Annotated in this window: 12 protein-coding genes and 1 pseudogene; 6 read left to right on the top strand and 7 right to left on the bottom strand. The window is 69.7% G+C overall.

The window, feature by feature from the left end; translation table 11 throughout:
- Together ADK36_RS42125 and ADK36_RS42120 are read right to left on the bottom strand one after the other, a co-directional pair.
- On the bottom strand, positions 1 to 625 hold a 625-nt coding region (locus tag ADK36_RS42125; protein ID WP_048581036.1), incomplete at its 3' end, for a type 1 glutamine amidotransferase domain-containing protein.
- A gap of 44 nt (positions 626 to 669) precedes the next feature.
- Positions 670 to 1242 carry a carbonic anhydrase gene (locus ADK36_RS42120; RefSeq protein WP_048580974.1) on the bottom strand — a complete coding sequence of 191 codons (573 nt, stop codon included), beginning with the start codon at positions 1240 to 1242 and terminating at the stop codon, positions 670 to 672.
- Between the two features lie 653 nt (positions 1243 to 1895).
- Here ADK36_RS42120 and ADK36_RS42115 point away from each other — a divergent pair.
- The 4 genes and pseudogenes from ADK36_RS42115 to ADK36_RS42100 all read left to right on the top strand — a co-directional run.
- Entirely contained in the window at positions 1896 to 2468 is a 573-nt protein-coding gene (locus ADK36_RS42115) for an RNA polymerase sigma factor (protein ID WP_234330078.1), read from the top strand.
- Entirely contained in the window at positions 2465 to 3091 is a 627-nt protein-coding gene (locus ADK36_RS42110) for a hypothetical protein (protein ID WP_048580972.1), read from the top strand. The genes ADK36_RS42115 and ADK36_RS42110 overlap by 4 nt, the downstream gene beginning before the upstream one ends.
- A gap of 221 nt (positions 3092 to 3312) precedes the next feature.
- Positions 3313 to 3816 (top strand): DUF6281 family protein, encoded by a 504-nt coding sequence (locus ADK36_RS42105; protein ID WP_159029132.1) that lies wholly within the window; start codon positions 3313 to 3315, stop codon positions 3814 to 3816.
- Between the two features lie 15 nt (positions 3817 to 3831).
- Positions 3832 to 4107: pseudogene (locus tag ADK36_RS42100) on the top strand (DUF6281 family protein); the annotation flags it as partial.
- 498 nt (positions 4108 to 4605) lie between these two features.
- Here the strand turns inward: ADK36_RS42100 and ADK36_RS42095 are convergent.
- The 3 genes from ADK36_RS42095 to ADK36_RS42085 form a co-directional block, all read right to left on the bottom strand.
- Positions 4606 to 6060 (bottom strand): MFS transporter, encoded by a 1455-nt coding sequence (locus ADK36_RS42095; protein ID WP_053201383.1) that lies wholly within the window; start codon positions 6058 to 6060, stop codon positions 4606 to 4608.
- A 159-nt stretch (positions 6061 to 6219) separates the two neighbouring features.
- A complete protein-coding gene (locus ADK36_RS42090) occupies positions 6220 to 6414 on the bottom strand; it encodes a ferredoxin (RefSeq protein ID WP_048580969.1) in 195 nt (64 codons plus the stop codon).
- 65 nt (positions 6415 to 6479) lie between these two features.
- The gene (locus tag ADK36_RS42085; protein ID WP_048580968.1) at positions 6480 to 7682 is read right to left on the bottom strand and encodes a cytochrome P450; all 1203 of its coding nucleotides are present in this window, start codon (positions 7680 to 7682) and stop codon (positions 6480 to 6482) included.
- 122 nt (positions 7683 to 7804) lie between these two features.
- Here ADK36_RS42085 and ADK36_RS42080 point away from each other — a divergent pair, with 122 nt between their 5' ends.
- The gene (locus ADK36_RS42080) at positions 7805 to 8434 is read left to right on the top strand and encodes a TetR/AcrR family transcriptional regulator (protein ID WP_048580967.1); all 630 of its coding nucleotides are present in this window, start codon (positions 7805 to 7807) and stop codon (positions 8432 to 8434) included.
- Positions 8435 to 8605: 171 nt separating this feature from the next.
- On the opposite strand, the gene ADK36_RS42075 is transcribed toward ADK36_RS42080, so the two are convergent.
- Together ADK36_RS42075 and ADK36_RS42070 are read right to left on the bottom strand one after the other, a co-directional pair.
- Positions 8606 to 9826: a cytochrome P450 gene (locus tag ADK36_RS42075; protein WP_048580966.1), complete on the bottom strand. Its 1221-nt coding sequence runs from the start codon at positions 9824 to 9826 to the stop codon at positions 8606 to 8608.
- 58 nt (positions 9827 to 9884) lie between these two features.
- Positions 9885 to 11084, bottom strand: coding sequence for an NAD(P)/FAD-dependent oxidoreductase (locus ADK36_RS42070; RefSeq protein ID WP_199830367.1), 1200 nt, complete (start codon positions 11082 to 11084; stop codon positions 9885 to 9887).
- 381 nt (positions 11085 to 11465) lie between these two features.
- Here ADK36_RS42070 and ADK36_RS42065 point away from each other — a divergent pair, with 381 nt between their 5' ends.
- Positions 11466 to 12905: an aldehyde dehydrogenase family protein gene (locus tag ADK36_RS42065; RefSeq protein ID WP_048580965.1), complete on the top strand. Its 1440-nt coding sequence runs from the start codon at positions 11466 to 11468 to the stop codon at positions 12903 to 12905.
- Positions 12906 to 12955 lie beyond the last annotated feature (50 nt).

The raw sequence follows: 12955 nt of genomic DNA, 5'->3' as shown, positions 1-12955 counted from the left end.
GGCCGTCCTCGACGAGGTGGACGTCGAAGGGCTTGTCCGCGGTGCTGTAGGAGGCTCCGAGTTCCTTGAGCCGGTCCTCCAGGCTGTAGGGGACGGCGTCCGCCCGCTGGGCGAGTTCCTCCTCCCGCCATGAGAAGCCGGTGACGTTTCTGCCCTTCACCAGGGGCTCGCCGCTGCTCAGTGTGACGTCGAGCAGACCGCATGGCCCGTGGCAGACGGCCGAGACGATCCGGCCGGTCTCGTAGAACCGTGCGATGAGGGTCTCCAGCGCCTGGCTCTGGTGGAAGTCGAACATCACGCCGTGACCGCCGGTGAGGTAGATGGCGTCGTAGTCGTCGACGTCGACCTGGGTCACGGCCACGGTGTCCTTGAGCCTGTCCATGAACTGGCGGTCGGTGTACCGCTTGTCGGTGCCGAGGTCGCCGAGGACGGTGTGGGCGAGACTCTCCGGGTCGAGTGGCACGGGTCCGCCCTGGATGCTGGCGATGGTGACGTCGAATCCGGCCTGTTCGGCGACGTCGTTGAAGTGGGTGAGTTCACCCAGCCAGAGACCGGTGCGGTATCCGACCTTCTCGTACTCGCCGGTGCTGGTGACGATGACGAGGACGCGGTTCGTGCGGGGCATGGGGTTCCTTTCGGCGGGCGAAAATGCGCGGCTGGGCCGTGCCGTCAGGCAGAAGGCGCACCGGTCAGGACTTCCACCCGGCCGGTGTCGAGAGAGTAGTAGGCGCTAACGACGGCCAGGTCGCCCTTCTTCACGAGGGGGGCGAGGTCGGCGTTGGACCTCAGGGCGGCGGAGGTCTGCTTGGTGTGGATGCGGATCATGGCGTCGACCGGGTCGGCGTGCTTGGCCTTCGCCGTCTCCTCGTACGCGGGCCGCAGCGCCTCGGCGATGGCCTGCAGGTTGCCGGGCAGCGGCTTGTTGTCCTTCAGCGCCTTGTACGCGGCCTTGACGGCACCGCAGCGCTGGTGCCCGAGGACGACGATCAGCGGCGTCCCCGACGTCATGGGGCCGTACTCGACGGAGCCGATGACCACCGGTTCCACCACCTGCCCGCCGGTGCGCATCACGAACAGGTCGCCGAGCCCGGTGTCGAACAGCAGCTCCGGCGGCACCCGGGAGTCGATGCAGGACAGGATCACGCCGTAGGGATCCTGCTCCTCGGCGACGAACTGGCGCCGACCGGGGTCCCGGTCGGGGTGCGTCAGCTTGCCGTCCACCCAGCGCTCGTTGCCGTCCATCAGTCGGGCGAAGGCCGCCCACGGCGAGTCCGGCCGATCGTCCGAGGACCCTTCGTGGGCACTTGGGGACGGCGAGGAGGCCTTCGCCGCGTTCTCCGTTGTTGTGCTGTCCGTATCCGACGAGCAGCCGGAAAGCGCGGCCACGGTGGCCACGAGTCCTCCGGTGAGTATGGATCTGCGCAACGGCTGTACAACCCTGCCCATTGGTTTTTCCTTCGGAGTCAGTTCTGGGGTGAGCCCAAATGTAGGAGTGGTTTTCCCGGTGCCCCCGGTACCCGGGAAGTGAATCGGGGTGCGGCGATTGCTACTTGAGTACTGCCTACAAGGCGGTCTTCGCCGCGTCCGACGGCTTGGCCGACGCGTTCCGAGGGCGCAGCACAGCGCGGCGGCGCCGGCGCCGATGGCCAGGACGGTTTTGAAGCCGTTCTCCGACGGAAGGGCGTGGCCCGCGAAGTCGGTGGTCACCTGTGCCAGATGGCTGGACGCGAACCTCCAGCGCAGAATTCGCTACGGAGCCGGCACACGCAGGTGCCGGCTCCGTACACGAGCGTCCGCGTGACGACCCGCGCCCAGGGCTGCTTCCCCGCCGATGGTCCGGGTTGCTCATTCTGAAAGGATGCGGCCGGTGCCGGACAGAGCAGGGTGTGGAATCCATGACGGAGAGAGCGCCCCGGGCCGCAGAGGCCCGCTTCGAGGCGCTGGCGCACGTGGCGGTGGAGCCGCTGCACCGCTATCTGGTGCGGCGGGCGGATGCCGACGTGGTCGAGGACGTCCTCTCGGAGACGCTGCTTGTGCTCTGGCGTCGCATCGACGAGGTGCCGGGGCTCAAAGCAGGCCCCGCGGTCGGTCCCGATGAGGTTCTGCCCTGGTGCTACGGGGTGGCCCGCGGCTGTCTGGCCAACGCCCACCGGGCGGAAAGACGCCGGCTCCGGCTGGTGGAGCGGCTGGCCCGGACGCGCGGGACCCTCCCGGCCGCACCACCGGCCGACCACACCGACCTGCACGCCGCACTCGACAAGCTCGGCGCGCTGGACCGTGAGGTGGTGCTCCTGTGGGCGTGGGAGGAACTGGAGCCGCGCCAGATCGCGGAGGTGACCGGCATGACCTCCAACGCCGTGAGCATCCGGCTGCACCGGGCGAAGAAGAAACTCGCCGGACTCCTCGGTGAGCGAAAGAACAGCGCACCGGCCGGACATGAGACGAGTGAAGGAAGGAGCAGTCGGTGAACGACGACGAGCTGCGGGCCCACCTGAGGACCGTGGACCCGGCACTGACCTCGAACGCTCCGCTGCCGGACATCAGCTGTCTTGTGGAGGCCGCGATCACCCATGACAGTACGACCCAGTCGGCGCCCGGCGCCGCCACCGTCACACCTCTGTCGCCGAAGCGCACCCCGGGCGCAGGCCGCCGTAGCCTCCTCGGGCTGGCAGCGGCCGCCGCACTGCTCGTGGGAGGCGGCATCACCTGGGGAATCGCGATGAACCAAGGCCAGCCGCCCTCGGCAGGCCCGCTGGCACTGACCGTCGAGCGCGTCGACAGCGGGACACCCTCAGCCGCGTGTACGGAGCCCACCATCGACACCCTGCGCGGCAGTTCGACCGCTTTCGAGGGCACGGTGATCTCCGAAGAGGGCGACCGGGTCGAGTTCCGTATCGACCACTGGTACCGCGGTGGCGACACCACCACGGCCCGCCTCGGCAACGACGAGGACTGGCCGGAGGGACCGGCGTTCGAGGTCGGTCAGCACTACCTCGTGACCGCCGAGAACGGCGTCGTCCCGGTATGCGGCGGCACCATCCGGGCCACGGACCAGGACAGGAACCTGTTCCGCCAAGCCTTCGAGAAGTGAGCGAACCCCGGTAGGCGCGGCTCGGCTCGCGGGGCGCGGCGGCGGCCCTACCGCATCTCACCCTCGTACGTCGGCAATGCACATCCGACACAACCGACGCGCGGCAGAAACATCCGGCCGCCGTGCGGCGGCACCCACTCGTGGCCCGCACCACGAAGGCCGCATCTCTCGGCACGGGAAAGGTTCCCGGTCCGCCGAACATCCATCAAGGAGACATAACAATGACCACTGCGATCAACTCTGCCCCAAATGTGAAGAAGATCCTGCTGGTGGCGACTGCTTTCGCCGCTCTCGCAGTCGGATGCTCGCCGACTGCGTCGGACGACGCGAGCTCGAAGTCCCAGTCGGACAAGGCGGTCTCGAAGGCGAAGTCGCAGAACTCGGCACCTCTGGCCCCCGCCGCCTGCGCGGAGCCGCTCGACGTGGAGTTCGACGGCCGCGTCTACAGGGCCGTCGAGAACGTCGATTTCAGGATCGGGAACAAGGTGGGCAAGGCCGCCTCGGTCACGTGCGACGACACGGACCAGAAGAGCGACGCTCTGCTCCCTCAGCCGGAATCGCCCGCCCATGAGATCGACGGTGTCGACCCCCGCGCCGCCATTGCGGTCAACGACATGTTCTTCGTGGTCAACTCCGACAAGAAGCTGCCCGCGAAGGTCCAAAAGCTTATCGACGAGGCGGCCGCGGAGACCGGGACGGAAACGCCGGTGGTCGAAAGCGCATGAGCGGCGGAGGCGGAATACGCCGGCAAGGTCTACACGGGCATCACCGTCCACCCCGACGTCAAGGTCGGGCACAAGGTGGGCAAGGCCGTCCACGTCGCCTGCAACGACACACCCGACAACAACAACGACGGCCTCGTCCCACAGCCGGAATCGCCCGCGTACAAGATCCCCGGTGTCAACCCCGGCATCGCCATCGCGGTCGACGACGCCCTGGACACGATGCAGATCTACGTGGCCGACCTCGACAAGCCCCTGCCCGCCGAGCTCCAGAAGCTCACCAAGGCCTCGTAACTGCACCCCACATACTGCCGCCGCACCGCCCTCTCCCCCCTGCGCGCCGTCGACCTCGCCGTCGCCGTCACCCAGGGGGAGCTCCCAACGCGCCATCGCCCAGGCCTACGCGCGTACACCGAGCTCAGCGGTAATGCGGCCACACGACCGAAATCCCGCATGCGCACCCGCGACGGCACACCCAAGCCGACCCGCGATACGAAGGAGCCCAGGCACGAGCAGGGGCGGAGAGCGGTGTCCGCGAGTGTCACCCGGCCGTGCTCGTCGAGGAGACGGGAGGCAAAATGTTGGGCTCGGTCCCGTACCGGATCCAGAAGCTCCTCGGCGGGACATCATTGGACGTGGGAGCGTTGTCGGCCGATGTGCAGGCTTATGTGGTCCGAGAGTCGGGGGATCGTGAGGCGACGCCAGTGCCGGACGACACCCAGGTGATCAAGAAGGGCGACAAGTCCGTCGGGGGCGCCCGCCAGCACTGCGGAGTGACGCCGCGAGCCGGCGCTACGAGGCGGTCTTCGCCGGCTCCGACGGCTTGCCGGACGCGTGCGGCTCGACCGCCCCGGGCTCGAGGGCGCAGCACAGCGCGGCGGCGCCGGCGCCGATGGCCAGGACGGTTTTGAAGCCGTTCTCCGACGGAAGGGCGTGGCCCGCGAAGTCGGTGGTCATCTGTGCCAGGACCACGGCGATGACGGCGCTGGAGAAGGAGGTGCCGAGGGAGCGCATCAGGGTGTTGAGGCTGTTGGCGGCGGCGGTCTCGGATACCGGTACGGCGCCCATGATCAGCGCGGGCATGGCGCCGTACGCCAGCCCCATGCCCGCGCCGACGATGCAGCCGACCACGACCAGCTGCCAGATCTCGGCCATCAGCACGATGCCGGTCCCGTAGCCGACGGCCACGACCAGCGCGCCGATCATCAGGGTGACCTTGGGGCCGCGCGCCTTGGTGATGCGCGCGGAGAACGGGGCCGTGGCCATCATCACCAGGCCCATCGGCGCCATGGCCAGACCGACGGTCAGCAGGTCCCGGCCCATGCCGTAGCCGGTCTGCTCGGGCAGTTGCAGCAGCTGCGGCATGACCAGGGACAGTGCGAACATCGAGAAGCCGATGGCGACGGACGCGAGGTTGGTGAACAGCACCTGGCGACGGGCGGTGGTGCGCAGGTCGACCAGCGGCGCACTGGTGCGCAGTTCGAAGCGTCCCCACAGGAGCAGCACGATTGCCGCGGCGGCGAACAGGCCGAGGGTGGTCGTGCTGCCCCAGCCCCAGTCGGCTCCCTTGGACACGGCCAGCAGCAGACAGACCAGTGCGGCCGAGAGGCCGACCGCTCCCACCAGGTCGAAGCGGCCGCCTGTGCGCACCTCGGATTCGGGGACGATCGTCACGACAAGGACCACGGCCAGGACGCCGAGGACCGCGGAGGCCCAGAAGAGCACGTGCCAGTCGAAGTGATCGGCGATCAGGGCGGCCGCGGGCAGCCCCAGCGCACCGCCGATGCCGAGGGACGCGCTCATCAGGGCGGTCGCGCCGGGCAGCCGCTCGGCGGGCAGTTCGTCACGCATGATGCTGATGCCGAGTGAGATGGCGCCGGCGGACAGACCCTGCAACACCCGGCCGATGATCATCGGGGTGAGGGAGTCGCTGAGGCCGCAGACCACCGAGCCGGCCACGAGGAGGGCGAGGCTGAACAGCAGCATGCGCCGCTTGCCGTACATGTCACCGAGCCGTCCCATGACGGGGGTGGCGACGGCGCCGGCGAGCAGCGTGGCGGTGATGGCCCAGGCTGTGTCCGCCGGGGAGGCGCCGAGGAGTTCCGGAAGCTCGGGGATCAGGGGGATGACGAGGGACTGCATCAGCGAGACCACGATCCCGCCGAAGGCCAGGGCCGCCACGACGGCGTTCGCTCGCGGAGCGGCGGACGCCTCCTCGGCGGCCGGCCGGGATGATGCTGCGGACATGGAAGGGCCTCTCGGGTGGGGCGCGGGACAGGGGCGTGCGAACTCGGGGAAGTGGCATGGCGCATGGGGGTGGCGGCGCTCCCCGGGGAAGTGGGGGAGCGCCGCCCGGGGAGCGCCGCCGGCGGCCCGGCTGCGGGGTGCGGGGCGCCGATCGCGCGGCTACTCCTTCAGGCGGATGGCTGCCGCCGGACAGATCGCCGCGGCCTCCCGCACGCCCTCGTGCAGATCGGCGGCGGGGTTCTCGGTGAGCAGGATGGCGATCCCGTCCTCGTCACGCTGGTCGAAGACCTCGGGTGCGGCGACGACGCACTGTCCCGCGGCGACGCACTTGGGCTCGTCGAATTCGATGTGCATGGTTTTCTCCTCTGGTGTGGGGGTCTGTGCTGCGACGGGTGGGGTCTTGGGTCGGGGAGGGCAGGTCAGTCGTGGTCCCAGGCGAGCGGCAGGCGCTCCGGACCGCGGGTGAGCACCCCGGACTTCCAGACGACGTCCGCCTCGGACTCGTGGAACCGCAGGCCCGGGAAACGGGTCAGCAGGGTGCGCAGGGCCACCTGCAGTTCCACCCGGGCGAGCGGGGAGCCCAGGCAGTGGTGTGCGCCGTGCCCAAAGGCGAGGTGGGGGGCCTCACGGCGCTCCAGGTCGAGTTGGTGGGGGCAGGTGAACACGGACTCGTCCCGGTTGGCCGAGTGCAGGGCGACCACCACCGGCTCGCCGGCCCGTACTGTCACCCCGCCGACCTCGACGTCCTCAAGGGCGTAGCGGGCGAAGGCGGTGCCGGTCGTCAGCGGGACGAAGCGCAGGAGTTCCTCCACCGCCTGCGGGATCCGGTCCAGGTCGGCGCGCAGGGCCGCGTGCTGCTCGGGGTGGGTGAGCAGCAGGTACACGAAGTCGCTGATCTGGGTGGCGGTCGTCTCGAAGCCGCCGACGAGGAGGCCGGAGAGCATGGTCAGCAGCTCTTCCTCGGAGAGCCGGTCGTCCTCGTCCCGCGCGGCGACGAGGTCGCCGATCAGGTCGTCGCGGGGATGCTCTCGGTGCTCGGCGATCAAGCCGGTCATATGGGCGGTCAGGCTTGCCCGGTGCTCGGCCGCTTCCTCCGCCGTGTACTTGGTGGTGGAGATGAACGCCTCGGCCCAGACCTGGAACTTCTCCCGGTCCTCGAAGGGCACTCCGAGCAGGGCGCTGATCACGCTGATCGGCAACGGCAGCGCGAAGTCGGTGACCAGATCGGCGGGGGCACCCTTGGCGAGCATCCGGTCGGCCAGATCGGCGGCGATCCGCTCGATCCGGGGCCGCCAGTCCTCGACCCGCTTGACGGTGAACGCCTTGGCCGCGAGCCGGCGCAGGCGGCTGTGCTCCGGCGGGTCCATGATCATGAGGGCGTCCGGCGGGGTCGGGAAGGGCCGCATGCGCGGCTCGTCGCGCCGGAGGCTTTCGTTCCGGCTGAAGCGGGGGTCACTGAGGACGAACCGCGCGTCCGCGTAGCGGGTGGCCAGCCAGGCGGGCTCGCCGTAGGGGAGTTGGACCCGGCTCAGTGGCTGCTCCTTCCTCAGGGCGGAGTACAGAGGGCTGAGATCGAGCTTCTCGGCCGTGAACGGGTATGTGACGGGCTGGGTGACCGGCATGGACGACTCCTTGGTGGGGCAAGGGCTTCTAACTGAGATGACGCTATCGGTTCTATCCCTCGATTGAGAAACTCAAAGGGGTGTCTAATAGGTAGTTAACTATTGGTTGATAAGGTGGAGCGGTGACTGCCGAGACTCCGCGTCGACTGCGCGCCGACGCCGCCCGCAACTCCGAGAAGATCCTCCGGGCCGCGCGCGCGATCTACGCCGAGAGCGGCCCTGACGCCTCGCTGGAGGAGATCGCCCGTCGCGCCGGTGTCGGCATCGCGACGTTGTACCGGCGGTTCCCGAACAAGGAGGAACTCGTCCGGGCGGCGCTGGAACAAAAGATCACCGAGGAGATGTCGCCCGCGATCAGCGGAGCGCTCGCTGACAGCGACCCCCTGCGCGCGCTCGCGACCCTGTGGGAGGCCTCGGTCTCCTTCGCGGCGCGGGAACGAGGCCTCCTCGGTGCCGTGCGCGACTCGGGCTCCCTGGCCTCCGAACTCTCCGAACCGTTCTACGAGGCCCTGATGGTGGTCACCCGACGGGCACAGATCGCCGGACGGGTCCGCGCCGACCTCGTGCCCGACGACCTCCACCGGATCACGGTGATGCTGCTCAGCGTGCTGCACACGGTGCAGCCCGGCAGTGCCGGCTGGAAGCGCTACATCACCCTGCTGCTCGACGGCCTCGCGCCCGCGCAGCCCACCGTGCTTCCGTCGCCCGAGCCGCTCAGGCAGTGGCCGACGCGAGGTTCCCGGCCTGCCTGACAGAGGGCGGCAGCCGAGTTCGGCCGGCCTGTCCACTGGAGGGGCCGTGGGACCGGCGGCGGGGGGTGGCTGGGGCCGCCGGTCCCACGGTGCGCCGCCTGACCTGTCCCCGGTGTGGCGGCGCTGGGGGCGCCTCCGTAGTGGAGGCCGCCCGTCCGTGGGTTCCCTCCGTTACCAGGTGACCGGCAGTTCGTGGATGCCGAAGGCGGCCATCGTGCCCCGGAACGGGACCTCTTCCAGGGGCACGGCCAGGCGGAGACCGGGCAGCCTGCGCAGCAGCCGGGGCAGCGCCTCCGTCAGTTCCACCCGGGCCAGGTTCTGCCCGAGGCACTGGTGGATGCCGTAGCCGAAGGCGATGTGGCCGCGGGTGCTGCGCGTGATGTCGAGGGACCCGGCGTCGTCCATGAAGGACGGGTCGTGGTTGGCGGCCGGCAGGTTGACGGCGAGGATGTCGCCGGCCTTGACCTCCTGGCCGCCGATGACGAGGTCCTCGTGGGCGGCGCGCCAGATCATGTCCTGGGCGATGGAGAGGTAACGCAGCAGTTCCTCGATGGCGTTCGCGACCACCTTGGGGTCGTCGCTGTCCCGGACCAGGGCTGCCTGCTCCGGGTGCTCCAGCAGGGTCAGCGTGCCCAGGCCGATCATGTTGGCGGTGGTCTCGTGGCCGGCGATGAGTAGGACGAGGCCGTTCATGGCCACTTCCTCCGGCTTGAGCTCACCCGTCTCGACGCGCTCGGCGATCAGCCGGCTGATCAGGTCGTCGCCGGGCTCGCGCTGCTTGCGCTGCACGAGCTCCATCAGGAAACCGAACAGCTCGGCGCTCGCATGGCTCTTCTCCTGCGGGGTGACGTCCGGCTGGTTGATCGTGATGCTGTGCTTCTGGAAGAACTCGTGATCCTCGTAGGGCACCCCGAGCAGCAGGGAGATGACCAGGGACGGCATCGGAAGCGCGAAGGACGCGACGAGATCGGCCGAGTCGCCCTTGGCGGTCATCTCGTCGATGAACCGGTCGACCATCGCCCGCACCTGGGGGCGCATCGCCTCCATGCGCTTGACCGTGAAGTCCTTGGTCAGCATCAGGCGGATCCGGGCGTGCTCGGGGTCGTCCATGCGCGGGAACGCGGGCACCTGCTGCTGTTCCCCGCCCGGGTGCATCCGGGGGTAGCGGATGGTGTCGGCGCTGATCCGCTGGTCGGACAGGACGAGTTTGACGTCCTCGTGGCGGGTGACGACCCAGGCGGTCTCACCGTTCCACAGCCGCACCTTCTGCAGCCCGTCGCCCAGGCGCCACTGCTCGTACTCGGTGGGCAGATCGAGCGGACAGCGCGCGGAGCGGGCGGCGGGGTAGGCCGGCAGATCGAGGTTGCCGGTCGGATCGGTGGCCGTGCTCATGGGTCCTCCAGTGGGGGTTGTGGGGGTTGGTGGGTAGAGGGGAGCTGCGGATGTGGGGCTATGCGACGGCGGCGCCGATGACGGCTTCCGTCCAGGCGGTGCCGGCCGCGACGAGCGAGCGCCAGGCGCGTACGGCCTTGGGCGGCAGCCCCGCGGCGAGTACGCCGGTCAGCCGTTCGCCCCGGCGGTAGACGACGAGCAGCCGCCGCGCGTCCTCGGCCTGCAGGACGAGCGCCTCGTCGTGACCGCGCAGGTAGCCGTACGCGTGGATCTTGACGTCGTACTGGTCGGACCAGAAGTACGGCACCGGCGCGAACGGTCGTCGCTGGTCGGGGGTGAGGTGGTTGCGGGCGACGGCCATGGCCTGCTCGGCGGCGTTCGTGCGGTGCTCGATGCGCATCGGTGTGCCGAAGAGCGGGTTGTGCCAGCGGGCCACGTCGCCGACTCCGTACACGCCGGGCGCCGCGGCGCAGTACTCGTCGCACAGCAGCCCGTCCTGGACGACCAGGCCGCTGCCGTCCAGCCATTCGGTGTTGGGCAGGGAGCCGATGGCCACGAGGACGTCGTCGGCGGGCAGGACGCCGCCGTCGGACAGCAGGACACCGGTGACCCGGCCGGCCGAGCTCTGGATCTCGTGGACCGAGGTGTTGGTGCGCACGTCCACGCCATGGGCCAGCTGTAGCCGGGTCAGGAACCGTCCGGCTTCGTCGCCGACGGCCTGGCCCATGGGGACCGTGCCCGCCTCCAGGAGCGTCACCGCGACGCCCAGCGCGCGGGCCGTGGCCGCCACCTCCGCCCCGATGAAGCCGCCTCCGACGATCACCAGTCGGCGGTCCGGCCGCAGGCGTTCCTTGAGTGCCAGCGCGTCCCCGACGGTCCGCAGCACATGCACACCGGACACACCGTCGCAGCCCGGCAGGCGGCGCGGACGGACACCGGTGGCGACGACCAGCGCGTCGTACGGCACCCGGCTTCCGTCCGCCAGGTGCACCTGGCGGGAGCCGCGGTCCAGCCCGACGGCGGTCGCTCCCAGGCGCAGATCGAGGCCGAGGGCGTCGATGTCCGCCGCCGGGCGCAGCGCCAGACGGTCCGGCTGCCAGTCGCCCTTGAGTAGTTGCTTCGACAGGGGTGGGCGGTCGTAGGGGGCGTGGGGTTCGTCGCCGACGAGGGTGATCGCACCGTCGTAGCGCGCCCGGCGCAGTGCCTCCGCCGTGGCCAGTCCGCCCGCCGAGGCGCCGACCACCACGATCCGGTTCACGAGGCCGCCCCGCGGCCTGGTGCGCCGATGTCGGCTGTCAGTTGCATCAGATGTCTCCTTTGCTGAGCCGTTGCGAGGAACCGCTCGGCTCTCCGTACTGATAGCCACTCTCACCTGGTGGGGGTCGCGGAACAACCTACCTGAGAAGTAAGTGGCGTTGGATCCGTCATCCGCGGGTCGCATCCGTAAGAACGAACGAGAAAAAGCCACGTGGAGTGCGGTTTCTGCTCGTTGACGCCTCCTTCCAAAAAACGATAGCTTCCAATCGTTTTAGCGGCTTCAGGCCCTGGACGTCATGGCGTGCGCCCCCTGCGCCACATGGCGTTCCGCCCCGCCCCTCTCGTGGGCGGAGGCCAGTTCACTCCCGGAAAGAGGCGAAGCATGACTGAGGCGTATCGGAACCTGATCGGCGGCACGCTGCGACCACCGGAGTCGGGGCGATGGCTCGACGCGGAGAACCCGGCGACCGGTGAGGTCTGGGCCCGGATCCCCGCTGGCGGCCAGGCGGACGTGGACGCCGCGGTCGCCGCCGCGAAGGAGGCCTTCCCCGGCTGGTCGGCGCTGCCGGCGGCGGTCCGCGGCTTCTACCTGCAGCAGGTGGCGAAGGCCTTCGCCGAACACGGTGAGGAACTGGCCCGTCTGGAGACCCGCGACAACGGCCGTCTCCTCGGCGAGAACATCCAACGCGCCGGAATCGGCATGGCGTTCGTGTGGAACCAGGCCGCGGGCCGGACGCTGGAGGCGGTCACCGGCGACAGCGTCGTGCTCGACCCGACCAGCTTCGGCTTCACCCGGCGCGAGCCCTACGGAGTCGTCGCGGCGATCGTTCCGTGGAACGCGCCGCTGGCGATGCTGTGCAACAAGGCCGCCATGGCGCTCGCGGCGGGCAACACGGTGGTCGTCAAACCCCCGGAGCAGGCGAGCGTGTCATCGCTGCGCTTCGCCGAGCTCGTCGCCGAGGTGCTGCCGCCTGGGGTCCTGAACATTGTCTCCGGAACCGGCGAGGAGGTGGGCGATCCCCTCGTCCGGCACCGGGACGTTCGCAAGGTCACCATGACCGGGTCGACGCAGACCGGCCGGGCCATCCAGCGGGCGGCGGCCGACACCCTCACCCCGAGCATCTTCGAACTCGGGGGGAAGTCCCCCAACATCGTCTTCGCCGATGCCGACGTCGACGCGGCGGCGCAGGGCGTGACGGTCGAGTCCATCTTCACCGGCAACGCGGGACAGGTGTGCGTGGCCGGATCCCGGATCCTCGTCCAGCGGCCGGTCCTCGACGAGATGCTGAAGCGCATCCGCGCGATCGTCGAGGACATCGTCCTGGGCAACCCGGCCGACGACGCCACCACCATGGGCCCCCTCATCTCCCGGGAGCAGTACGACCGTGTCGTCGGCTACCTCAAGTCCGGTGCGCAGGAAGCCGAGTTGGTCTTCGGCGGTCGGCACGGCCCGGAACTGGTCCCCGAACTGCCGGGGGGCTACTGGGTCGAACCCACCCTCTTCACCACCACGGACAACTCGCTGAGCATCTGTCAGGAGGAGATCTTCGGCCCCGTCGCCGTGATCATCCCCTTTGACACCGACGACGAGGCCCTGGCTCTGGCCAACGACAGCCGTTACGGCCTGGCTTCCGGGGTGTGGACCCGTGACCTGGCCCGTGCCCACCGCTTCGTCCGCGACCTCGACGCGGGCAACGTGTGGGTCAACGCCTACCGCCAGACGCGGTACGAGCTGCCGTTCAGCGGCGTGAAGGACAGCGGCTACGGCCACGACGCCGTCCTGGAGTTCACCCGGGAGAAGGCCGCCGTCATCAAGGCCTGACACCCCGGCACACATCCGTACCAACGCCTGCCGACTAGCCCTCGGCAGAT

Source organism: Streptomyces viridochromogenes (genome assembly GCF_001270495.1).
GTDB classification, from domain to species: Bacteria; Actinomycetota; Actinomycetes; order Streptomycetales; family Streptomycetaceae; genus Streptomyces; species Streptomyces viridochromogenes_A.
The sequence above is the reverse complement of the archived record's forward strand: the minus strand, read 5'-3'. Positions and strand labels throughout refer to the sequence as shown.

Excerpts from the sequence above, each read along its gene's own strand:
- ADK36_RS42120 (WP_048580974.1), bottom strand. The coding sequence starts at position 1,242 with ATGGACGGCAACGAGCGCTGGGTGGACGGCAAGCTGACGCACCCCGAC.
- ADK36_RS42115 (WP_234330078.1), top strand. The coding sequence starts at position 1,896 with ATGACGGAGAGAGCGCCCCGGGCCGCAGAGGCCCGCTTCGAGGCGCTG.
- ADK36_RS42105 (WP_159029132.1), top strand. The coding sequence starts at position 3,313 with ATGACCACTGCGATCAACTCTGCCCCAAATGTGAAGAAGATCCTGCTG.
- ADK36_RS42095 (WP_053201383.1), bottom strand. The coding sequence starts at position 6,060 with ATGTCCGCAGCATCATCCCGGCCGGCCGCCGAGGAGGCGTCCGCCGCT.
- ADK36_RS42090 (WP_048580969.1), bottom strand. The coding sequence starts at position 6,414 with ATGCACATCGAATTCGACGAGCCCAAGTGCGTCGCCGCGGGACAGTGC.
- ADK36_RS42085 (WP_048580968.1), bottom strand. The coding sequence starts at position 7,682 with ATGCCGGTCACCCAGCCCGTCACATACCCGTTCACGGCCGAGAAGCTC.
- ADK36_RS42075 (WP_048580966.1), bottom strand. The coding sequence starts at position 9,826 with ATGAGCACGGCCACCGATCCGACCGGCAACCTCGATCTGCCGGCCTAC.
- ADK36_RS42065 (WP_048580965.1), top strand. The coding sequence starts at position 11,466 with ATGACTGAGGCGTATCGGAACCTGATCGGCGGCACGCTGCGACCACCG.